This window comes from Streptomyces sp. NPDC057249 (assembly GCF_042669245.1).
Classification (GTDB): domain Bacteria; phylum Actinomycetota; class Actinomycetes; order Streptomycetales; family Streptomycetaceae; genus Streptomyces.
On record NZ_JBHUXS010000002.1, the window covers coordinates 307,499 to 330,083 of the forward strand.

The following is a 22,585-nucleotide window of genomic DNA, read 5'->3' on the forward strand; positions in this document are numbered from 1 at the left end:
GGGGGTTTGCCTCCCTGACGAGGCCGCAACGTCGCGGCCGAGGTGGCTGGAAGTCAACTCGGCCGCGAGGGCGGCGTCAAGGAGTAAATCCTTAACGAGATGACAACGGTGCCATTCGTTATCTAAGTGAAGGCAGGAGTGGCCGCGGGGAGGGTGCTCTCCAAAAGGGTTGAATCCCCCATCTCGCTGAGCACGAGCGCCAGTGCGCCCAGCACCTCCGCACGGCCCCCCAGGGCCCCCGGAAGCACGGACAGCTGCCGGGCCGCACTGGGGATGGCGTAACGCGAAACGGAGTCCCTGATGGGCCCCAGGACCAGCTCCCCGGCCTCCGCGAGCGAGCCGCCCAGCACCACCCGGCTCGGGTTCAGCAGGTTGCACAGGTTGGCCACCCCGCTGCCGATGTGGCGCCCGACGTCGCCGATCACCCGCCGGCACCCCGGATCGCCCTCGCGGGCCAGCTGGACCACCCGCTCCATGGTGAGATCGGGGCCGTGGCTGGGCTGGAGCAGGGGGAGGACGTAGCGCGCGGCGGTGAAGGTCTCCAGGCAGCCGCGGTTGCCGCAGCGGCAGACCGGGCCCGATTCGTCGAGGGTGATGTGGCCGATCTCGCCGGCCGTGCCCCCGGGGCCCCGGTAGATGTGGCCGTCGATGACCAGGCCGGCGCCGACCCCGCTGGCGACCTTGATGTACGCGAGGTCCCTGACCCCGCGGCCGCTCCCCCACACCAGTTCGCCGAGCGCGCCGAGGTTGGCGTCGTTGTCCACGTACACCGGTACGCCGAGGCGCGAGGACAGCTCCTCGCTGGGGTTGATGCCCGTCCAGCCCGGCAGGATCGACGTGGAGCCCAGCGTGCCGGACTCGACGTCGATCGGGCCGGGTACACCGAGTCCCACCCCGATGACCTTGCCGGGGCTGATCCCGGTGGTCTCGATCAGCCGGTTGACCAGCTGTTCCGCCCGTCCGAAGCCCTCGGCGGAGGAGGCGTCGACGTCCAGCGGCTCGGACTCCTCGGCGAGCACCTGGTGGGCCAGGTTGCCGACGGCCACGCGCAGGTGGGTGTGGCCGAAGTCGACGCCGATCACGATGCCCGCGTCCCCGCTGAGCGAGACGCTGCGGGCCCGGCGGCCGCCGGCCGAGGTGGGGGTCACCTCGACCGTGCCGCTGTCCTTCAGTTCACGAACGATATTGGAGACGGTGGCCGCGGAGAGGCCCGTGCTCCTGGCGATCTCGGCCTGGGTGAGCGAACCCGCCATGCGTACGGCGCGCACGACCCGCTCAAGGTTGGCGCGATGCAGAGACGTCTGCGACCCCGGAGTCTCCATCGACTCACTCACTCCTGCCATATTCTCCAACATGTGAACTCTAAGCTGACCGTTTTCGGGCGGGCCCCGTCAAGACCTTGAGCAGTCGGAGCCACCGATGAGCGCCGCTCCCCGGCCCGGCGGCCGGGGCGAACTCCCCCGTACGCAGACGAACCGCCCGCCGGCTGGGATGCCGGCGGGCGGTTCGCTCCGTTCGTAAGGTGCGTTCAGGGTGTGGTGTCCGGGGCGTTACTTCACCGCTCCCGCGGTCAGCCCCGCCACGACCTGGCGCTGGAAGATGATGTAGGCCGCGAGGACCGGCAGCATCGCCATCACCAGACCGGCGAAGAGCCCCGACCAGTCGCCCTTGTAGCCCTGGCTGCTGGCCAGTTCGACCAGCCCCTGGGAGAGCACCCGGTACTTCGGGTCGGTGTTCAGCACCGTCGGCAGCATGTACTGGTTCCACTGGCCGAGGAAATTGAAGATGCCGACGCTGATCAGGCCGGGCTTGGCCATCGGCAGCATGACCTGGAAGAACGTGCGGGTGTGCGAGGCCCCGTCGATCATCGCCGCCTCCGCCACCGACCCCGGTAGCGTCCGGAAGAAGGAGGTGAGGAAGAAGACGGTGAAGGGCAGCGAGTACGCGATGTAGACCAGGATCAGTCCGTGCCGCGTGTTCAGCATCCCCATGTTGTTCATCACGAAGAACAGCGGGACCAGCGCCAGGATGATCGGGAAGCTCATCCCGCCGATGAACAGGTAGTAGATGAAGCGGTTGCCCGGGAAGTCGAACCGGGCCAGCACGTAGGCCGCCATCGAGCCGAGCAGCAGCGTGCCGATGAGCGAACCGCCCACGACGACGATCGTGTTGAAGAAGTAGTCGCTCATGTGCGCCTGGCTCCAGGCGCGCGACCAGTTCTCGAAGTGGAGCTTGTCCGGCAGCGCCCACGGCGTCGACAGGATCGAGTCGTCGTTCTTGAACGACGACATGATCGCCCAGAGCAGCGGCAGCACCACCAGGATCGCCCAGATGATCAGCACGCCGTGCGAGAAGACGTTGAGGGTCCGGCCCTCACTGCTCTTCTGCTTGCCGCCCGGGGCGGGCGACTTGGACACGGGGGCCGGATCCGTCGCCGCGACCGCGGGAGGGGTTTCAGTGGCCTTCACGCGTGCTCACCTCGTACTACTGTCGAGCCGGCCGCCGCGGCCGGGCTGTCTTGCCTGCTGGGGGTCCGGGGAGCGCGTCCCGGGAAGCGCGGCATCAGAACTCCAGCCGCTCGCGCCGGCCCAGCCGCATCACGACGGCGGCGAACGCCATGGTGACGATGAGCAGTCCGACACCGATCGTCGTCGCGTATCCGGCCTGACCGTCGCGGAAGGCGGTCTGGTAGACGTACAGCGGCAGGATCGAGGTCGAGTAGTCGGGGCCGCCGGGGCCGACCGTCATGACCTGGACGGCCGTGAACGCCTCGACGCCGAGCGCCAGGATGCCCATGTAGACCCAGCCCGACTGGATGGTGTCCCAGAGCAGCGGGACGGTGATCCTGAAGAACGTCGTGATGCGGCTCGCCCCGTCGAGCAGCGCCGCCTCGTAGAAGTCCTTGGGAATGGACGCCATTCCGGCCGAGAAGAGGACGACGAAGAAGCCCACCGTCGACCAGACCAGCACCACCATGACGCAGATCAGCGCCAGGTCCGGATCGCCCAGCCACTCCGGCTGCACGGAGTCGAGACCGATCCCCTTCAGCGCCGAATTCAGCATGCCCGAACGCGGGTTGAAGGCGAACTGGAACAGCAGCGCGACGATGACGATCGACAGGACCTGCGGGAAGAAATAGGCGATCTTGTAGAAGGCCGATCCCCGCACGCCGGAGACCGCGGCGTTCTTGCGCCGACGGCCTCCGACGTTGAGCATGAAGGCGAAGAAGAGCGCGAGGCCCAGCGTCACCAGCGGCAGCACCAGCACGAGAACCACGCTGTGCTGGAGCGACTTCCAGAAGATGTCGTCCTTCAGCATCCTGGAATAGTTGCCGAAGCCGACCATCTTGAAGTCGGGGCTCAGTCCGGTCCAGTCCGTGAAGGAATAGTAGATGGCCTGGATGAACGGCCAGATGACGAAGACCGCATACAACACCAAGGGGACTACCAGGAACCCCACAATGAACCGGTACTTGCCGTGCTGCATCGTTTACCGACCCCGATCTTTCCGCGGGTGCCGCCGCTGGTGACGGTTGCTCACTGGTGCTTGTAGTGCTTGATGGACTGGTCCTTGGCCGCGGCGTCCGCGTAGGCCTGGATCTTCTTGATGGCCTCGGCCGGGGTCAGGCGGCCGGCCATCATCTCACCGAGACCGGCGGTGCCGATCTGCTCCTTCTGGAGCTTGACATACCAGTCCTGCAGGCGCGGGTTCACCACGTTGTCGCCGGCCTTCTCCAGCGCGTCGACACCGGCCTGCATGGCCGTGGAGAGGGACAGGCCGTCGGTGCCGCCGTTGAAGGCGCTCAGCGACTTCACCTGCTTGGTGAAGTTCTTCGAGGACTCCTCGGAGAGCATGATGCGCAGCTGCTCCATGCCGCCCTGCGGGTTGTTCGCCTTGGCCGGGACGACGAAGGGCTCGCCGCCGGAGGCCCAGATGGTGCCGAACGGCATCTTGTCGGACGAGTCCAGGCTGGACGGGGCCGAGACCATCATCTTGAAGTCCTTGGGCGTGGTCGGCGCCGCCTCGTTCTCCACCCACGAACCGTTCGGGATGAAGAGCGCCTTGCCCTTGGTCCACTCGGTCTGCGACTGGATGTGGGTGAGGCCCGGGGTGCCCTCCAGGATGTACCCCTTCTGCTTCAGCTCGTAGTACGCCTCGAAGGCCGCCTTGACGGCGGGGTCCTTCCACGCGTTCGGCTCCAGGTTGTCGATCTTGTCGAGAACCTCGCGGCCGCCGATCTTGGCGATGAAGGGGTAGAGCGAGAACGGCAGGTAGTACGGGTACTTGCCCGGGTACGTCCAGCCCGCGATGCCCTGCTTCTTCGCCTTCTTGCAGAGGGCGAGCATGTCGTCCCAGGTCTCGGGGTACTCCGCGTCCAGCTTCTCCAGGTTGGTCTGGGAGTACCACACGCCGTACACGGTGTACGCGTAGTACATGATCCAGACCGGGTCGCCCTCGAACTGGCCCATCTCCAGCACGCCCGGACGCAGCGTGTCGCGGACCTTCTTGTTCGGGTCGTCGTAGGACGGGGCGTCCATCAGCGGGGTGAGGTCGAGCAGCTGCTTCTTGCCGACCAGGACACCCATGTCCATCTGCTCGGCGCCCGAGTTGTCGATCAGGTCCGGCGGGGTGCCGCCGTTGAAGCGCGGCTGGAGCTGCGACTGGATCTTCTGCGTCGAGGTGTGCTTGACCTTGGCCTTGGGGAACGCCTCGCTGTACTTCTTCTCGGCGTCCTTGGCGTACTGGTCGCCGAAGCCGCCGTTGAAGATGACCACGTCGAGCGCGGCGCTCTCGTTGACACCCAGCGGGTTCTTCGCGCTGGTCTTGCCCTTCTTGACGGGCTCGTCGCCGCCGCTGTCGCCGCTCGCGCAGGCGGACAGGAAGCTCATGGTCGGAACGGTGATCAGACCGAGTGCGGCAGAACGCTTGATCACATCGCGACGGCCAAGGCCCTCATTGTTGTGGGCGGAGGTGGATCCCATGCTCAAGTCCTCGCCTTCTCCAGGACTCAGGCGGTGTGTACCGGTCGCCCCGTCGTAATTCGCCTCAGCGAAGGGCCCCGCCACCGCGGTCAGTTGCGCTTGGGTGGTACAGATTTCAGGCTACCGATTGCCGTGGGGGGCGCCGGGGGACCGAACAGCCGACGCACCTGCGGCGTCGCGTTGTCCTGCCCCCGTGTCCCCCAGCCGCACAACCGGTGAACCAGCTGTGCGGACGCCGACAGGTATAGTCCACTTGCCGCCAACTGAGCAAGATCGAAAGCAAGGTTGCACGGCAGTCTTTCCCGAGTTGAGACCTCGCGGATACCTCGGCACTCCGGGCCCTCCTTCGGATGTAACGATTTCCGCATTCCGGTCGATTCGGCGACGGGTCGCGATCCAACTCCCTTGACACCATGAGCCACTTCACTCCCTACTTGTTCCTGCGCATCTTCTGACAACGTTGTCCAAGCGCACACTTCCCCGGGAGGAATGGCTCGGCATGCACCCCCGACACCGTTCTCGTACGAGACGAAGCAGCACGGCAGCGCTGATCGCGGCCTCTCTGGTCCTGGTCGTGACAGCCCCCACGGCGGCCGCCGCTCAATCGGCCGGGTCAGGCCAGAGAGGCGAACGGCACGCGGCCGACCGGACGTTCAGCACGTCGTTCGAAGAGGACGAAAGTCAGCCGGACTGGCGCAATTCCGTAGAAGAGGGCCCTGACGGAAAGAAGCGGTCATCCGGTGTCGATGGCGGATTCTCCTCCGGAATACCGGGCAATGTGACCGACCGGGTCACCGAAGTCCGCGCCAGCGACGAGAACACCGGCGGCGGGGAGGTGAAGGAGAACCTCGTCGACGGCGAATCCAGGACGAAGTGGCTGTCGTTCGATCCCACCGCCTGGCTGGAGTTCGACCTCACCGAACCGGTCAAGGTCGTGACGTACGCGCTCACCTCCGCCGACGACCACGACGAGCGCGACCCCAAGGACTGGACCCTCCAGGGCTCCGCCGACGGCAAGACCTGGACGGACCTGGACACCCGGACCGGCCAGACCTTCAGCGAGCGCTTCCAGACCAAGTCGTACGACTTCGCGTCGGACAAGGCGTACCAGCACTTCCGCCTGGACATCACCAGGAACAACGGCGCCACCGACGCCACCCAGCTCGCCGACGTCCAGTTCTCCGACGGCGACACCTCCGTCCCCGCGCCCTCCGACATGTGCACGCAGATCAGCAACGGCCCCTCCGGCTCCCCCACCGCCAAGGCCGGCGCGGGCTTCACCGGCAGGAAGGCGCTGCGGTACGCGGGCACCCACAAGGCGGACGGCCGGGCGTACTCGTACAACAAGGTGTTCGACGTGAACACCCGGGTCACCCGGGACACCGAGCTGTCCTACCTGGTCTACCCGCAGATGGGCGAGACGGACCTGTCCTACCCGGCCACGCACGTCGCGGTGGACCTGGCCTTCACGGACGGCACCTACCTGAGCGACCTGCACGCCACCGACACCAACGGCGGGCTGCTGACGCCGCAGGGCCAGGCGGACGCCAAGCGGCTCTACGTCAACCAGTGGAACAAGGTCGAGGCCGGCATCGGCACGGTCGCCGCGGGCAAGACGGTGGACCGCGTGCTGGTCGCCTACGACTCCCCGAAGGGGCCGGCGAAGTTCCAGGGCTGGATCGACGACCTGAAGATCGCGCCCGTGAAGCCGGAGAAGCGCAAGGCGCACCTCTCGGACTACGCCTCCACCATCCGGGGCACCAACTCCAGCGGCTCCTTCTCGCGCGGCAACAACTTCCCCGCGACGGCGGTCCCCAACGGGTTCAACTTCTGGACGCCGGTCACCAACGCCGGCTCGACCAGCTGGCTCTACGACTACGCGCGGGGCAACAACGCGGACAACCTGCCCACGCTCCAGGCGTTCGCCGCGAGCCACGAGCCGAGCCCCTGGATGGGTGACCGGCAGACCTTCCAGCTGATGCCGTCGGCGGCCTCCGGCACCCCGGACGCCTCGCGCACGGCACGCGCACTGCCGTTCAGGCACGAGAACGAGACCGCGCGGCCGCACTACTACGGCGTGACGTTCGAGAACGGCCTCAAGGGCGAGATGACGCCGACCGACCACGCCGCGCGGATGCGGTTCACGTACCCGGGCAAGGACGCGAGCGTCGTCTTCGACAACGTCTCCAACGACGGCGGGCTCACCCTGGACCCGGCGACCAGCTCGTTCACCGCCTTCTCCGACGTCAAGAGCGGCCTCTCCACCGGGGCGACGCGCCTGTTCGTGTACGGCGTCTTCGACGCGCCGGTCACCGGGAGCGGCAAGCTCTCGGGCGGCGGTGGTGAGGATGTCTCCGGCTACCTGCGCTTCGACGCGGGCAAGGACCGCACGGTCAACCTGCGCCTGGCGACCTCGCTGATCAGCATCGACCAGGCGAAGAAGAACCTGGCCGCCGAGATCCCCGCCGCGCGCTCCTTCGCCCGGGTCGAGGACAAGGCGCAGGACGCCTGGGACGACCTGCTGGGCAAGGTGGAGGTCGAGGGCGCCACCGCCGACCAGCTGACCACGCTGTACTCCAGCCTGTACCGGCTCTACCTCTACCCGAACTCGGGTTCCGAGAAGGTCGACGGCAAGGACAAGTACGCCTCCCCGTTCTCCCCGCAGGTCGGCTCGGACACCCCGACGCACACCGGCGCGAAGATCGTGGACGGCAAGGTGTACGTCAACAACGGCTTCTGGGACACCTACCGGACGACGTGGCCGGCCTACTCGCTGCTGACACCTTCGAGGGCCGGCGAGATGGTCGACGGCTTCGTGCAGCAGTACAAGGACGGCGGCTGGACATCCCGCTGGTCCTCGCCGGGCTACGCGGACCTGATGACCGGCACCTCCTCGGACGTGGCGTTCGCCGACGCGTACGTCAAGGGCGTGAAGTTCGACGCGAAGGCGGCGTACGACGCGGCCGTGAAGAACGCCACGGTCGTCCCGCCGTCCTCGGGCGTCGGCCGCAAGGGCATGGTGACGTCCCCGTTCACCGGGTACGCCGACACCACGACCCACGAGGGCATGTCCTGGTCGATGGAGGGTTACGTCAACGACTACGGCATCGCGAAGATGGGCGAGGCGCTCTACGAGAAGACGCACGAGCAGCGCTACAAGGACGAGTCCGCGTACTTCATGAACCGGGCCCGCGACTACGTGGAGCTGTTCGACGACAAGGCCGGCTTCTTCCAGGGCAAGGACGCCAAGGGCGACTGGCGGCTGCCGTCCGGCCTCTACGACCCGCGCGTCTGGGGCTACGACTACACGGAGACCAACGGCTGGGGCTACGCCTTCACCGCTCCGCAGGACAGCAAGGGCCTGGCCAACCTCTACGGCGGCCGGGACGGTCTGGCGAAGAAGCTCGACACCTACTTCGCCACCCCGGAGACCGGCACCCCGGAGTTCGCGGGCAGCTACGGCGGGGTCATCCACGAGATGACGGAGGCCCGTGACGTACGGATGGGCCAGTACGGGCACAGCAACCAGGTCGCCCACCACGTCACGTACATGTACGACGCGGCCTCGCAGCCGTACAAGACGCAGGAGAAGGTCCGCGAGGTCCTGGGCCGTCTGTACACGGGCAGCGAGATCGGCCAGGGTTACCACGGCGACGAGGACAACGGCGAGCAGTCGGCCTGGTTCCTCTTCTCCTCGCTCGGCTTCTACCCGCTGGTGATGGGCAGTGGCGAGTACGCGATCGGCTCGCCGCTCTTCACGAAGGCGACGGTGCACCTGGAGAACGGCCGCACGCTGGTCGTCAAGGCGCCGAAGAACAGCGCGAAGAACATCTACGTCCAGGGCCTGAAGGTGAACGGCAGGAAGTGGACCTCCACCTCGCTGCCGCACGACCTGCTGGCCAAGGGCGGGACGCTGGCCTTCGACATGGGCCCGAAGCCGTCCGCCTGGGGCACCGGCAAGGACGCCGCGCCGGTCTCCATCACCAAGGACGACCAGGTGCCGTCCCCGAGGAAGGACGTGCTGAAGGGCGAGGGCCCGCTGTTCGACGACACCTCGGCCACCACCGGCACCGCCGCCACGGTCGAGCTGCCCGTCCCGTCGGCCACCGAGGCCGCCCAGTACACGCTGACCTCGGCCGCCAGGGCGACGGCGCCCACCGGCTGGGTGCTCCAGGGCTCGTCGGACGGCAAGAGCTGGAAGGACCTCGACAAGCGGTCCGGCCAGTCCTTCACCTGGGACAAGCAGACGCGGGCCTTCTCCGTGAAGACCCCCGGGTCGTACGCGCACTACCGGCTGGTGTTCGACGGTGAGGCGTCGCTCGCGGAGGTGGAGCTGATCGCCTGACCCCACCCCGCGTACGCGGACGGCCGGCAGCTCCCCGTGGGCTGCCGGCCGTCCGCGTTCTCAGCTCCGTTCCGGCGCCTCCGGGACCGCCGCCGGGAACAGGCTCTCCGGCAGCGTGACGTTCCACGCGGTGATGACCGGGTTGCCGTGCTCCCGGCCCAGCCGGGACACCGCGCCCGTGGCCAGCTGGAAGAGGGTGCCCTCGGCCGGGGTCAGGCCCAGGTAGCGGGCGGTGAGGACGCGCAGGAAGTGGGAGTGGGCGACGAGCACGATGTCCCCGTCGCCGGCGCGTCCGGCCGCGTCCGCGACCTCGGCCAGCACCCGGTCGGCCCGGTCCCCCACCTCCGCCGGGGTCTCGCCGGGGTGGGCCGCGGGACCGGCGGCGACACCGTCGGTCCACAGGTTCCAGTCGGGCCGGGTACGACGGATCTCGTCCGTGGTGATGCCCTCGTAGCCGCCGTAGTCCCACTCGCGCAGCTCCGGGGTGATGCGGGGCGCGGCGAGGCCGGCGAGTTCGGCGGTGCGCCGGGCCCGGACCAGCGGGCTGACGAGGGTGAGTGCGAGGGACCGGTCGGCGAGCAGGGGGGCCAGGGCGCGGGCCTGGCGTTCACCGAGGGGGGTCAGGGGCAGATCGGTGTGGCTCGTGTGGCGCCCGTTGCGGGACCACTCGGTCTCGCCGTGCCGGATCAGGATCAGCTCGCCCATGTGAAGGCCATCCGCTCTCAGTGCTGTCACCGCTCGTGTTCACGTTCTGTACAGGCGCTAACCCGCCGGTCCACGATCCCATTCCGGCCGGGGCGGGAGCGGCGGGCGCGCCCGTGAGGACCTGATACGGCTACGCGGAGGGCCCCGCCACCACCACCTCGTACGGCCGGCCCGTGTCGGCGGTGGCCCGGAGCGTGCCTCCCTCGCGGGTCACCTCGTACGTGGCGGCGGGCTCGCCCGTGAGCCCGGGGACGGTCACCGTGCGGTGGAGGTCGCCGGTGCCGTCGGGGGCGTACACGCGCAGCTGGAGGCGGTCCGTCCAGTCGCCGTCGGGCCGGGAGGTGTCCGCGCCGAGCGGGAGGACCGCGCCGGGGCGGACCAGCAGCGGGAGGCTGTCGAAGCCGTAGGTGTCCCGGTGCCAGGCCGGGCCGGTGACGGTCTCGCCGGTGAGCAGATGGGTCCAGGTGCCCTCGGGGACGTAGTACTCCGCCTCGCCGTCCTCGCTGAAGACCGGGGCGACCAGGAGGTCCGGGCCCAGCATGTACTGCCGGTCCGCCGTGCGGGCGGCCGGGTCGTCCGGGAACTCCAGGAGCATGGGGCGCATGACGGGGACGCCGGTGCGGTGGGCCTCGACGGCGGCGCCGTACAGGTAGGGCATCAGGCGGTGCTTGAGCTCGGTGAACTTCCGGGCGACCTCGACCGCCTCGTCGCCGAACTCCCACGGCACGCGGTACGACGAGGAGCCGTGCAGCCGGCTGTGCGAGGAGAGCAGGCCGAAGGCGAGCCAGCGCTTGAAGACCGCCGGGTCCGGGGTGCCCTCGAAGCCGCCGATGTCATGGCTCCAGAAGCCGAAGCCGGACAGGCTCAGCGAGAGGCCGCCGCGCAGGGACTCGGCCATCGCCTCGAAGGAGGACCAGCAGTCGCCGCCCCAGTGCACGGGGAACTGCTGGCCGCCGGCCGTGGCGGAGCGGGCGAAGAGGACCGCCTCGCCCGGGCCGCGCTCCTTCTCCAGGAGCTCGAAGACGGCCTTGTTGTACAGGTGCGTGTAGTAGTTGTGCATGCGCTCCGGGTCGGAGCCGTCGTGCCAGACGACGTCGGTGGGGATGCGCTCGCCGAAGTCCGTCTTGAAGCCGTCGACGCCCTGGCCGAGGAGGGTGCGCAGCTTGGCCTGGAACCAGGCGGTGGCCTCGGGGTTGGTGAAGTCGACCAGGGCCATCCCGGCCTGCCACTTGTCCCACTGCCAGACGTCGCCCCCGGGGGTGCGCACGAAGTAGCCCTTGGCGGCGCCCTCCGCGTAGAGGGGGCTCTTCTGCGCGATGTAGGGGTTGATCCAGAGGCAGATCTTCAGGCCCTTGTCCTTGAGCCGGGCGAGCATGCCCTCCGGGTCGGGGAAGACGTCCGGGTCCCACTCGAAGTCGCACCACTGGTACTCGCGCATCCAGAAGCAGTCGAAGTGGAACACGGAGAGCGGGATGCCCCGCTCGGCCATGCCGTCCACGAACGAGGTGACGGTCGCCTCGTCGTAGGCGGTGGTGAACGAGGTGGTCAGCCAGAGGCCGAAGGACCAGGCCGGGGGCAGGGCCGGGCGGCCGGTCAGCGCGGTGTAGCGGGTCAGCACCTCCTTGGGGGTGGGTCCGGCGACGACGAAGTACTCCAGCGTCTGGTCCTCGACGCTGAACTGCACCTGGCCGACCGCCTCGGAGCCGACCTCGAAGGAGACCTTCCCGGGGTGGTTGACGAAGACGCCGTAGCCGCGCGAGGAGAGGTAGAACGGGACGTTCTTGTACGCCTGCTCGCTGCTGGTGCCGCCGTCCGCCTGCCACATGTCGACCACCTGGCCGTTCTTGACGTACGGGGTGAACCGCTCGCCGAGCCCGTAGACGTTCTCGCCGACGCCGAGCGCGAGCTGGGCGAACATGTGGTGGGCGCCGTCGCCGGTCGTGGCGAAGGCGGTCCCCTTGCGTCCGGCGGCGGTCAGGAGGCGCCCGTCCGCGTCCCGGAACTCCAGGGCGAAGCCGTCCCCGGCGGGGAGCCGGAGGGTGAGCGGCCCGCTGGTCAGCTCGGCGGCGCCGCCGTCCTCGCGGGTGGCGGCGGCAGGGTCACCGGTGGCGCCGGGCAGGGCGAAGTCGGGGCCCGGGTGGCGCCTGCCCGCCAGATGGGTGACGCGGACCCCGATGACGCCTTCGGCGGGGGCGTACGCCTCCACGGTGATCAGCGGGGCGTTCAGGGTGTCCCCGCGCCGGGTCACGCGCTGGACCGCCGCATAGGCGGTGAGGCGGTCGGGGGTGAGGCGGAGGTCGCGGAGTTCGGTGGCGTACGAGGCGTGGACACCGTCTCGCATCTGCCAGAAGCCGTCGGTGAACTTCATGGGGGGTCCGTTCCTGTGGTTCCTGATTTTGATCGTACACAAAACAAATATTTTTCGAAGCGCTTCGATTCCTCCGCCGACGCCCGAGTGCCCGCAGGAACAAGGGCTGCGAGACCGCCTGCGAGCTGCCACGTTGCCCCTGTGTGACCTGCACGTCACCAGGACGGTCTAGAAACGGACGGCCACATGCCGTATTAGTACTGACAGCAAACAAATCGGTCGGACGGCAGCGCAGCCGCCCGGGCCCTTGCCGACAAGAGGCAGCTGAATGTCGAACCGCTTCACCCCACGGGTCGCCGTCCCGCTCACCGTCGTTTCCGCGCTGATCGGCGGTGCGGTCCTGTCGGGCTGCGGCCAGCAGCGGGACCCGGACGTGTACACCGTTCTGAACTCCTCGACCGACGAGTCGTACCACCGCTGGGACGCCCAGACGCTGGCCCGGTGCAGCAAGCAGCTGGGGGTGACCATCGAGCAGCAGAGCGTCCCGGCCTCACAGGTGATGACCAAGGCGCTGCGGATGGCGTCCTCGAAGTCGCTGCCCGACGTGCTCCAGCTGGACGCCTCCGAGATGCCGACGTTCGCCGAGGCGGGCGGGCTGATCCCGCTGAAGGACCTCGGGCTGACCACGAAGGACATCCCCGAGGGCATCGTGAACTTCGGCTCGTACGAGGGGACGTACTACGGGGCCGCGCGCACGGTGAACACGCTGGCGCTCTTCTACAACAAGGACACCCTCGACAAGGCCGGCCTGGCGGTCCCCACCACCTGGGCCGAGATGCGCGAGACCGCGAAGAAGCTCACCCAGGGCAAGCGGTACGGACTGGCGCTCAGCGCGGGCGGCGCGGAGGACGGCGTCTTCCAGTTCACGCCCTTCATGTGGTCCAACGGCGGCGACGAGACGAAGCTCGACAGCCCCGAGGTGGCCGGGGCGCTGGACTACTGGAAGAGCCTCCTCAAGGACGGCTCGCTGTCCAAGTCGACGGTCAACTGGACCCAGGCCGACGTGAACGACCAGTTCATGGCGGGCAACGCGGCCATGATGATCAACGGCCCCTGGCAGGTGGAGACCCTGAACTCCAAGAAGGGGCTGCACTGGGGCATCGCCGAGATCCCGGTCCCGAAGGCCGGCGACGACTCGGTGGGCCCGCTGGGCGGCGGCGTGCTGACCGTGCCCAACACCGGTGACGAGAAGCGCGAGAAGATGTCCGCGAAGATCATCGGCTGCATGTCCGGCGAGCAGGAGCAGATCACCTACGCGCTGAACAGCTGGATGGTCCCGGCCAACGAGAAGGCCGCCGCCGAGTGGCGCAAGAAGGTGCCCGAGCTGGACGCCCTGGCCGACCAGGTCGCCACGGCCCGGTCGCGCACCGCCAAGCTCGGCGCGCGGTGGTCGTCCGTCTCCCTCGCGCTCCAGAGCGCGTTCCAGTCCGCCCTGACCGGCGAGTCGAGCGAGGCCGCCCTCACCCGCGCCCAGAAGCGCGCGACGAGCGGGAACTGAGGTATCCGAACCATGTCGACCACCACCGCCGCCCCGGCGCTCTCGACCGAGAAGACCGCGAAGCCGCCGAACCCCGCCCGCGTCCGGCGCCGCAGGCGCCTCGCCCAGTGGGGCTTCATCGCCCCCGCCGTGATCTTCATGGCGCTGTTCTTCGGCTACCCGCTCGTCCGCAACATCGTGATGAGCTTCCAGGACTACTCGCCGTCCACGTTCTTCACGGGGAAGTCCCCGTTCAACGGAACGGACAACTGGAGCAAGGTCTTCAACGACGAGCTCTTCGGCAAGGCCCTGTGGCACACCATCCTGTTCACGATCGGCTCGCTGATCGGGCAGTTCTGCATCGGCCTCGGCCTCGCGGTCTTCTTCAACCGCCGCTTCCCGCTGAACGGTGTGCTGCGGTCGCTCATCCTGCTGCCGTGGCTGGTGCCGATGGTCGTGTCGGGTGTCGTCTGGCGGCGCATCCTCGACCAGGACACCGGTGTCCTCAACTCCTTCCTCGGCACGATCGGCCTCGGCGGCGACACCCCGTGGCTGACCAGCACGAGCATGGCGCTGATCTCGGTGATCCTGGTGAACATCTGGATCGGCATCCCGTTCAACATGGTGATCCTGTACGGCGGCCTGCAGGAGGTCCCCAAGGAGCTGTACGAGGCCGCCTCGCTGGACGGCGCCTCCGCCTGGCGGACGTTCCGCTCGATCACGCTGCCGATGCTGCGGCCGGTGATCACCGTGGTCCTGGTGCTCGGCTTCATGTCGACGGTCAAGATCCTCGACCTGATCCTGGCGCTCACCGACGGCGGACCCGCCGACTCCACGCAGACCCTCGGCACCCTCACGTACCAGAACTCCTTCGTCCAGCTGGACTTCGGGGCCGGTGCCGTGGTCGGCAACATCCTGATCCTGATCTCCGCCGTCTTCGCGGTGTTCTATCTGCGGGCCAACCGCAACGAGGGGAAGTGACCGGCATGGCGAGCACCGTGCGTACCCCCGCCGCGCCCACGCGGACCGGCGGCCGGCCGAAGCGGCGCTGGGGCGCCATGGTCTTCGGCGTCCTGGTGCTGTGCGTGATGCTGTTCCCGCTGTACTGGATGGTGAACACCGCGCTCCAGCCCGAGTCCGGGCTGCTGGAGGTCGACCCCGTCCCGCACGGCCTGGACCTTTCGGGCTTCCGCTCGGCGCTGACCGACCAGGGCGGCAATCTGCTGACCTCGCTCGCGGTGGCGCTGGGCGCGGTCGTGATCTGCCTGGCGATCTCCGCGCCCGCCGCGTACGGGCTGGCGCAGTTCAAGCTGCGCGGCACCCGGACGATCGTCTTCGGCACGCTGATCACCCAGATGGTGCCGGGCATCGTCATCGCCAACGCCCTGTACAGCGCGTACGTGGATCTCGGCCTGGTCAACTCGTACGCCGGTCTGATGCTGGCCGACGCCTCGCTGGGCATCCCGTTCGCGATCGTGCTGATGCGGTCGTTCATGGTGGCGATCCCGCGCGAGGTCATCGAGGCCGCCGAGGTCGACGGGGCCGGCCGGTTCCGGACGTTCGTGCAGGTCGTGCTGCCGATGAGCCGCAACTCGCTGATCACGGCCGGGCTGTTCTCGTTCCTGTACGCCTGGAGCGACTTCATGTTCGCGCTGACGCTGAACACCACGGACGACGTGAAGCCCATCACGCTGGGCATCTACCAGTACATCGGCGCCCACGTCGGCGACTGGGGCTCGGTGATGGCCGCTTCCGTGCTGTCCGCGGTCCCGGCGGCGGTGCTGCTCGTCCTGTCGCAGAAGTACATCGCCGCCGGGATCACCGGTGGCTCGGTCAAGTAGGGGTATCCATGAGTGACTTCCCGGTCTTCCCGCCCGGCTTCGTCTTCGGCGCGGCCACGGCCTCGTACCAGATCGAAGGGGCCGCGCGGGAGGACGGACGCGGCCCGTCCATCTGGGACACGTACAGCCACACGCCCGGGAAGACGGACGGCGGCGACACCGGTGACGTGGCCTGCGACCACTACCACCGCTACCGCGAGGACGTGGCGCTGCTGCGGGAGCTGGGCGTCGGTTCGTACCGCTTCTCGATCGCCTGGTCGCGCATCCTGCCGGAGGGCTCCGGCGCGGTGAACCCGAAGGGCCTGGACTTCTACTCCCGGCTGGTGGACGAGCTCCTGGAGGCGGGCATCGAACCGGCCGCTACCCTCTACCACTGGGACCTGCCGCAGGCCCTGGAGGACCGGGGCGGCTGGCGGGTACGGGAGACGGCCGAGCGGTTCGGCGAGTACACGGAGATCGTGGCCGGGCACCTGGCCGACCGGGTGCCGCGCTGGATCACCCTCAACGAGCCGTGGTGCAGCGCCTTCCTCGGCTACTCCGTGGGGCGGCACGCGCCCGGTGCGAAGGAGGGGCGCGGTGCCCTGGCCGCCGCGCACCACCTGCTCGTCGGCCACGGACTGGCGATGAAGGCGCTGCGGGCGGCGGGGGTCCGCGAGGCGGGCATCACGCTGAACCTGGACCGCAACGTCCCGGCCGCTCCGACGGACGCCGACCGGGCCGCGGTGGTCCGCGCGGACACCCAGCACAACCTGGTGTGGACGGAGCCGATCCTCGCGGGCCGCTACCCGGCCACCGAGGAGGACACCTGGGGCGAGCTGATCACCGGGCAGGACTTCCGGCGCGACGGCGACCTGGAGCTGATCTCCCAGCCCCTGGACTTCCTGGGCATCAACTACTACCGCCCGATCGTGGTGGCCGACGCCCCCCACCGGGAGCCGGACCCGGCGCTGCGGGTCGCCACGGACAACCGGTACGCCGAGGCCCAGTACCCGGACGTGCGGCGGACGGCGATGGGCTGGCCGGTCGTCCCGGAGTCCTTCACCGATCTGCTGACCGCGCTGAAGGACACCTACGGGGACGCGCTGCCGCCGGTGCACATCACGGAGAACGGCTCGGCGGAGTTCGACACGGTGGAGCCGGACGGTGCGGTGCGGGACGCGGACCGGGTGGAGTACCTGCGTACGCACCTGGCGGCGCTGCGGTCCGCGATGGACGCGGGCGTCGATGTGCGGGGCTACTACGTGTGGTCGCTGCTGGACAACTTCGAGTGGGCGCTGGGATACGCGAAGCGGTTCGGCATCGTCCGGGTCGACTACGACACCCTGGAGCGCACCCCCAAGGACAGCTACCGCTGGTATCAGGCGCTGATCGCGGCCCACCGGGCCTGAGGGCCCACCGGGCCTGAGCGGCACGGCGAACGCCCTGCCCACCGCACGTCGCGGTGGGCAGGGCGTTCGCCGTACGGGTGGCCGGTCAGGCGCGTCGTCGGGCCCACATCGGGCTGATGAAGGCGATGAGCACGGCGGCGACACCGATCTGGAAGATGTGGCGGATCCAGTCGATGCCCCCGGTGTCACGCACACCGAAGGCGGTGGCGAGGGCGTTGCCGGCGATGGCGCCGACGATACCGAGCAGGACGGTCAGCCAGAGGGGAATGGGCTGACGGCCGGGCACGACCAGCTTGGCCAGCAGACCGATGATGAGTCCCGCGATGATGGCCCACAGAAATGACACGACAACTCCTCTTCTACCGCTGTCCGACTGGTTTCGGGAAGCTGACTTCCGCCTGCCCGGCACGCCCCGGAGTACGCATACCGCTGCGGACGAAGGGCGACCGGGCCCCTCGCGGTGTCCGCATACCGGGGCGAAGGCGATGCGTTGGCCTCATTTCGACAAACCCTTGGAGACGTGAGGGAGTCGTGAAAGGATCACCCTCAATTCCGTGGCGTGTCCCCGTATCCCGCGGCGCGTCACGCCTCGTCCCACCATCCATGGAGAACACACGTGGCCAAGATCTCTGGCCGTCGGCCCGGACGGGCTGCCGCCCGTCTCGCCGCCGCCGCGATAACCGCGGCCCTGGTCGTCACCGGCGCGTCCGCCGCCTCCGCCTCCGCCGCCGAAGTCGGCGACGCACCCATGTTCGGCCTCTACGGCCTCACCAGCTCCGGCACCGCGTACACCTATGTGCCGCAGGGTGACGGCACCATCTCGTCGCGCGTCCAGTTCGAGACCGGTATGACGGACCTCGCGTTCGTCGGCCTGGTGGACCACGACGCGGACAACCTCGCGGACGGCCGCTGGCAGCTCGGCACCTCCGGCAACATCTGGTACTACGAGGGCAACTCCCCCGCCGTGAAGGTCGGTTACGGCTGGGACACCTACAACACCGTGGTGTCTGTCGGTCAGTTCGGCGGCGCCGAGGGCGGCGACCTGCTCGCCCGTGACAAGAAGGGCGACCTCTACCTCTACCTGGGCTACGGCGACGGCAAGGTCACCAAGCGCCTGAAGGTCGGTTACGGCTGGGACATCTACACTCAGATCGCGGGCAACGGCGACCTGGACGGCGACGGCAAGGGCGACCTCGTCGCGCGCGACAAGTCCGGCGTCCTGTGGCTGTACAAGGGCACCGGCGACCAGCACGCCCCGTACCAGAAGCGCACCAAGATCGGCAGCGGCTGGAACCAGTACAACACCCTCTTCGCCGCCGGTGACCTGACCATGGACGGCCGTACCGACCTGGTCGCCCGCAATGCCGAGGGCGAGCTGTACCTGTACGAGGGCACCGGCGACGCCGCCGCCCCGTACAAGCCGAAGGCCCTCATCGGCACTTCGGGCTGGAACACGTACCGCCTCTTCTTCTGAGCCGGTCCCGGTCACAGTGGTTACACAGTCATGACGAAACGTGAAGATTTCACGTACGAAACCGTGACACGATTTCCGTGAATCGGTGGCCCGTCGCCAACGTGCGGCGGGCCACTCCCACTTCACGATCCATGGAGTACTTGTGGCCAAAACCACTGGCCGGCACCACATGCGTATAGCCGCTCGCGCGGCAGCCGCGGCGCTCACCGCCGCCCTCGTCGCCACCGGCACCTCCGCCGTGGCCGCCGACGCCCCGCAGCCTTCGCTCGGCGCCTCGGCCGACCAGCCGGCGGCGGCCACCGCCGCTGCCGTCGCCAACCCGCACTTCTGGCTCTACGCCGTCAACTCCGCGGGCACCGCGTACGCGTACGGCCCGAACGGCAAGGGCGGCCTCACCGCTCGCGAGTGGCAGGGCCAGGGCTGGACCGGCGTCTCCGCGATGATGCAGGTCGACCACCAGAACGACGGCAACAGCGACGGCCTCTGGTTCCGTGAGGACAACGGGAACATGGGCTACCTAAAGTTCGACGGGTCGGCGGTGAAGATCGGCTACGGGTGGAACATCTACAGCAAGATCGTCTCCCCCGGCCAGATCGGCGGGGCCGCCGGCGGTGACATGCTCGCCGTCGACACCAAGGGCGACCTGTACGTCTACCTCGGGTACGGCGACGGAACGGTCACCAAGCGCATCAAGGCCGGTTACGGCTGGAACATCTACAGCGCGATCGCCGGCAACGGCGACCTGAACGGCGACGGCAAGAACGACGTCGTCGCCCGCGACAAGTCCGGCGTCCTGTGGCTGTACAAGGGCACCGGCAACCAGAAGGCGCCGTTCGCCAAGCGCACCAAGATCGGCAGCGGCTGGAACCAGTACGACCGCCTGGTCTCCACGGGCGACATCAACGAGGACGGCAGGACCGACCTCATCGCCCGCAAGGGCGGCGAGCTGTACCTGTACAGCGGCACCGGCAACGCCGCGGCCCCGTACAAGGCCAAGAAGCTGGTCGGCACGAGCGGCTGGAACAGCTACAAGTTCCTGTTCTGACGCACTCGGCAGTTCTTCTCGGAACATGCGAGAGGGCCGCACCCCCGTCGCCGGGGGTGCGGCCCTCTCGCCGTACTGCTGCCGGTCCCTACTTGCGGATCAGGCTGCGGAGCACGTACTGCAGGATGCCGCCGTTGCGGTAGTAGTCCGCCTCACCGGGGGTGTCGATGCGGACGACGCCGTCGAACTCGACGCCGGTGTCGGTGGTGACCTTGACCGTGCGCGGGGTGGTGCCGTCGTTCAGCTCGGTGACGCCGGTGACGGAGAAGGTCTCCTCGCCGGTGAGGCCGAGGCTCTCGGCGGTCTGGCCCTCCGGGAACTGGAGCGGCAGGACGCCCATGCCGATGAGGTTCGAGCGGTGGATGCGCTCGTACGACTCGGCGATGACGGCCTTGACGCCGAGGAGCGCGGTGCCCTTGGCCGCCCAGTCACGGGACGAGCCGGAGCCGTACTCCTTGCCGGCCAGGATGACCAGCGGGGTGCCGGCGGCCTGGTAGTTCTGCGAGGCGTCGTAGATGTACGAGACCGGCCCGCCGTCCTGGGTGAAGTCGCGGGTGAAGCCGCCCTCGGTGCCCGGCGCGATCTGGTTGCGCAGGCGGATGTTGGCGAACGTGCCGCGGATCATGACCTCGTGGTTGCCACGGCGCGAGCCGTAGGAGTTGAAGTCACGGCGCTCGATGCCGTGCTCCGTGAGGTACTGACCGGCCGGAGTGTCGGCCTTGATCGCACCGGCCGGGGAGATGTGGTCGGTGGTGACCGAGTCGCCCAGCTTGGCCAGGACCCGGGCGCCGGTGATGTCCTCGACCGGCGAGGTCTCCATGGTCATGCCCTCGAAGTACGGAGGCTTGCGCACATAGGTGGACTCGGAGTCCCACTCGAAGGTGTTGCCGGTCGGGATGGACAGCGCCTGCCACTGGGCGTCGCCCGCGAAGACGTCCTGGTAGGACTTGTTGAACATGTCCTCGCCGATGGCGTTCGCCACGACGTCGTTGACCTCGGCCTCGGAGGGCCAGATGTCGGCCAGGTGGACGGGCTTGCCGTCCTGGTCGACGCCGAGCGCGTCCTTGGTGATGTCCACCTTCATCGAACCGGCGATGGCGTACGCGACGACCAGCGGCGGGGACGCCAGGTAGTTCATCTTGACGTCCGGGTTGATCCGGCCCTCGAAGTTGCGGTTGCCGGAGAGCACCGAGGTCACGGCCAGGTCGTGCTCGTTGACCGCCTTGGAGACCTCCTCCGGCAGCGGGCCGGAGTTGCCGATGCAGGTGGTGCAGCCGTAGCCGACGAGGTTGAAGCCGACCTTGTCGAGGTACGGGGTCAGGCCCGCCTTGTCGAAGTAGTCGGTGACGACCTTCGAGCCCGGGGCGAGGGTGGTCTTGACCCACGGCTTGCGGGTCAGGCCCTTCTCGACCGCCTTCTTCGCCACGAGCGCCGCGGCGACCATGACGTACGGGTTCGAGGTGTTGGTGCAGGAGGTGATCGCGGCGACGGTGACGGCGCCGTGGTCCAGCTCGTACGTGGAGCCGTCGGGGGCGGTGACCGTGACCGGGTTCGTCGGGCCGGTGGCGCCGATGGCCGGGGAGTCGGAGGCCGGGAAGGACTCCTTGCCCGCCTCGTCCACGCAGTCCACGTAGTTGCGGACGTCCTGGGCGAACTGGGCCTTGGCGTTCGCGAGGACGATGCGGTCCTGCGGGCGCTTCGGGCCGGCGATGGACGGGACGACCGTGGAGAGGTCGAGCTCCAGCTTCTCGGAGAAGTCGGGCTCGGCGGCCGGGTCCAGCCAGAGGCCCTGCTCCTTGGCGTACGCCTCGACCAGGGCGACCTGCTGGGCGTCGCGGCCGGTCAGGCGCAGGTAGTTGAGGGTCTCGTCGTCGATCGGGAAGATCGCGGCGGTGGAGCCGAACTCCGGCGACATGTTGCCGATGGTGGCGCGGTTGGCCAGCGAGGTGGCGGCGACGCCCTCACCGTAGAACTCCACGAACTTGCCGACGACGCCGTGCTTGCGGAGCATCTCGGTGATGGTCAGCACGAGGTCGGTGGCGGTGGTGCCGGCCGGGAGCTCGCCGGTCAGCTTGAAGCCGACGACGCGCGGGATGAGCATGGAGACCGGCTGGCCGAGCATCGCGGCCTCGGCCTCGATGCCGCCGACGCCCCAGCCCAGCACGCCGAGGCCGTTGACCATGGTGGTGTGCGAGTCGGTGCCGACGAGGGTGTCGGGGTAGGCCTGCCCGTTGCGGACCATGACCGTACGGGCCAGGTGCTCGATGTTGACCTGGTGGACGATGCCGGTGCCCGGCGGGACGACCTTGAACTCGCTGAACGCGGTCTGGCCCCAGCGAAGGAACTGGTAGCGCTCCTTGTTGCGGCCGTACTCCAGCTCGACGTTCTGGCCGAAGGCGTCCTTCGTGCCGAACTTGTCGGCGATGACGGAGTGGTCGATGACCAGCTCGGCCGGGGCGAGCGGGTTGATCCGCTCCGGGTCGCCGCCGAGCTCCTTGACGGCCTCACGCATGGTCGCGAGGTCCACGACGCAGGGCACACCGGTGAAGTCCTGCATGATCACGCGGGCCGGCGTGAACTGGATCTCCTGGCTGGGCTGCGCCTGGGAGTCCCAGCCGCCGAGCGCGCGGATGTGGTCGGCGGTGATGTTCGCGCCGTCCTCCGTGCGGAGCAGGTTCTCCAGCAGGACCTTCAGGCTGTAGGGGAGGCGCGCGGAGCCCTCGACCTTGTCCAGCTTGAAGATCTCGTACGACTCGTCGCCCACGCGCAGCGTGCTGCGGGCGTCGAAGCTGTTCGCCGACACGACAGTCTCCTTCATCAATGTGCGCGTAACTCCGCGCCGCGCCTCACCACGGCGGGCGCCGCGTGGTGCCGCCTCGGACCACCGGACCATCCGCTAAGGTAAGGCTTAGTTAGGTAACCCTTACCCGAGGCGGCCCGCTGTGCGCCTTCGGCATATA

15 protein-coding genes are annotated in these 22,585 nt (G+C 68.6%); 7 read left to right on the plus strand and 8 right to left on the minus strand.

The window, feature by feature from the left end; genetic code table 11:
• Positions 1-122: 122 nt before the first annotated feature.
• The 4 genes from ACFUJY_RS05055 to ngcE form a co-directional block, all read right to left on the minus strand.
• Positions 123-1,322, minus strand: a complete 1,200-nt coding sequence (locus tag ACFUJY_RS05055; RefSeq protein WP_164399655.1) for an ROK family transcriptional regulator — start codon at positions 1,320-1,322, stop codon at positions 123-125.
• A 228-nt stretch (positions 1,323-1,550) separates the two neighbouring features.
• The gene (locus tag ACFUJY_RS05060) at positions 1,551-2,468 is read right to left on the minus strand and encodes a carbohydrate ABC transporter permease (protein WP_383294671.1); all 918 of its coding nucleotides are present in this window, start codon (positions 2,466-2,468) and stop codon (positions 1,551-1,553) included.
• A 94-nt stretch (positions 2,469-2,562) separates the two neighbouring features.
• A complete protein-coding gene (locus tag ACFUJY_RS05065; RefSeq protein WP_383294674.1) occupies positions 2,563-3,486 on the minus strand; it encodes a carbohydrate ABC transporter permease in 924 nt (307 codons plus the stop codon).
• 50 nt (positions 3,487-3,536) lie between these two features.
• The gene (gene ngcE, locus ACFUJY_RS05070; RefSeq protein ID WP_383294677.1) at positions 3,537-4,982 is read right to left on the minus strand and encodes an N-acetylglucosamine/diacetylchitobiose ABC transporter substrate-binding protein; all 1,446 of its coding nucleotides are present in this window, start codon (positions 4,980-4,982) and stop codon (positions 3,537-3,539) included.
• Between the two features lie 778 nt (positions 4,983-5,760).
• Between ngcE and ACFUJY_RS05075 the strand changes: the two genes are divergently transcribed.
• The gene (locus ACFUJY_RS05075; RefSeq protein ID WP_383294680.1) at positions 5,761-9,327 is read left to right on the plus strand and encodes a GH92 family glycosyl hydrolase; all 3,567 of its coding nucleotides are present in this window, start codon (positions 5,761-5,763) and stop codon (positions 9,325-9,327) included.
• A 60-nt stretch (positions 9,328-9,387) separates the two neighbouring features.
• On the opposite strand, the gene ACFUJY_RS05080 is transcribed toward ACFUJY_RS05075, so the two are convergent.
• Positions 9,388-10,032, minus strand: a complete 645-nt coding sequence (locus ACFUJY_RS05080) for a histidine phosphatase family protein (RefSeq protein ID WP_383294683.1) — start codon at positions 10,030-10,032, stop codon at positions 9,388-9,390.
• 130 nt (positions 10,033-10,162) lie between these two features.
• A complete protein-coding gene (yicI, locus tag ACFUJY_RS05085) occupies positions 10,163-12,400 on the minus strand; it encodes an alpha-xylosidase (protein WP_383294686.1) in 2,238 nt (745 codons plus the stop codon).
• Between the two features lie 268 nt (positions 12,401-12,668).
• Here yicI and ACFUJY_RS05090 point away from each other — a divergent pair, with 268 nt between their 5' ends.
• From ACFUJY_RS05090 to ACFUJY_RS05105, 4 genes are read left to right on the plus strand one after another with little or no spacing between them, the layout of a single operon-like run.
• A complete protein-coding gene (locus tag ACFUJY_RS05090) occupies positions 12,669-13,898 on the plus strand; it encodes an ABC transporter substrate-binding protein (RefSeq protein ID WP_383294689.1) in 1,230 nt (409 codons plus the stop codon).
• A 12-nt stretch (positions 13,899-13,910) separates the two neighbouring features.
• Positions 13,911-14,858 carry a carbohydrate ABC transporter permease gene (locus ACFUJY_RS05095; RefSeq protein ID WP_383294692.1) on the plus strand — a complete coding sequence of 316 codons (948 nt, stop codon included), beginning with the start codon at positions 13,911-13,913 and terminating at the stop codon, positions 14,856-14,858.
• Positions 14,859-14,863: 5 nt separating this feature from the next.
• A complete protein-coding gene (locus ACFUJY_RS05100; RefSeq protein ID WP_383294694.1) occupies positions 14,864-15,718 on the plus strand; it encodes a carbohydrate ABC transporter permease in 855 nt (284 codons plus the stop codon).
• An 8-nt stretch (positions 15,719-15,726) separates the two neighbouring features.
• Complete coding sequence (locus ACFUJY_RS05105; RefSeq protein WP_383294697.1) at positions 15,727-17,106, plus strand: GH1 family beta-glucosidase; 1,380 nt, start codon at positions 15,727-15,729, stop codon at positions 17,104-17,106.
• 85 nt (positions 17,107-17,191) lie between these two features.
• On the opposite strand, the gene ACFUJY_RS05110 is transcribed toward ACFUJY_RS05105, so the two are convergent.
• Positions 17,192-17,452 carry a GlsB/YeaQ/YmgE family stress response membrane protein gene (locus tag ACFUJY_RS05110; RefSeq protein WP_073966161.1) on the minus strand — a complete coding sequence of 87 codons (261 nt, stop codon included), beginning with the start codon at positions 17,450-17,452 and terminating at the stop codon, positions 17,192-17,194.
• Positions 17,453-17,722: 270 nt separating this feature from the next.
• On the opposite strand from ACFUJY_RS05110, the gene ACFUJY_RS05115 reads away from it, so the two are divergent.
• Both ACFUJY_RS05115 and ACFUJY_RS05120 read left to right on the plus strand, forming a co-directional pair.
• On the plus strand, positions 17,723-18,580 hold the full coding sequence (locus ACFUJY_RS05115) for an FG-GAP-like repeat-containing protein (RefSeq protein WP_383294701.1): 858 nt from the start codon (positions 17,723-17,725) through the stop codon (positions 18,578-18,580).
• Positions 18,581-18,722: 142 nt separating this feature from the next.
• Entirely contained in the window at positions 18,723-19,625 is a 903-nt protein-coding gene (locus ACFUJY_RS05120; RefSeq protein ID WP_383294704.1) for an FG-GAP repeat domain-containing protein, read from the plus strand.
• Positions 19,626-19,713: 88 nt separating this feature from the next.
• Here the strand turns inward: ACFUJY_RS05120 and acnA are convergent, their stop codons facing one another.
• Positions 19,714-22,428, minus strand: a complete 2,715-nt coding sequence (gene acnA / locus ACFUJY_RS05125) for an aconitate hydratase AcnA (RefSeq protein WP_383294707.1) — start codon at positions 22,426-22,428, stop codon at positions 19,714-19,716.
• Positions 22,429-22,585: the final 157 nt, after the last annotated feature.

Coding starts and splice junctions, on each gene's coding strand:
- ACFUJY_RS05090 (WP_383294689.1), top strand. CDS start 12,669: ATGTCGAACCGCTTCACCCCACGGGTCGCCGTCCCGCTCACCGTCGTT.
- ACFUJY_RS05065 (WP_383294674.1), bottom strand. CDS start 3,486: ATGCAGCACGGCAAGTACCGGTTCATTGTGGGGTTCCTGGTAGTCCCC.
- ACFUJY_RS05080 (WP_383294683.1), bottom strand. CDS start 10,032: ATGGGCGAGCTGATCCTGATCCGGCACGGCGAGACCGAGTGGTCCCGC.
- ACFUJY_RS05100 (WP_383294694.1), top strand. CDS start 14,864: ATGGCGAGCACCGTGCGTACCCCCGCCGCGCCCACGCGGACCGGCGGC.
- ACFUJY_RS05055 (WP_164399655.1), bottom strand. CDS start 1,322: ATGGAGACTCCGGGGTCGCAGACGTCTCTGCATCGCGCCAACCTTGAG.
- ngcE (WP_383294677.1), bottom strand. CDS start 4,982: ATGGGATCCACCTCCGCCCACAACAATGAGGGCCTTGGCCGTCGCGAT.
- ACFUJY_RS05105 (WP_383294697.1), top strand. CDS start 15,727: ATGAGTGACTTCCCGGTCTTCCCGCCCGGCTTCGTCTTCGGCGCGGCC.
- ACFUJY_RS05095 (WP_383294692.1), top strand. CDS start 13,911: ATGTCGACCACCACCGCCGCCCCGGCGCTCTCGACCGAGAAGACCGCG.
- yicI (WP_383294686.1), bottom strand. CDS start 12,400: ATGAAGTTCACCGACGGCTTCTGGCAGATGCGAGACGGTGTCCACGCC.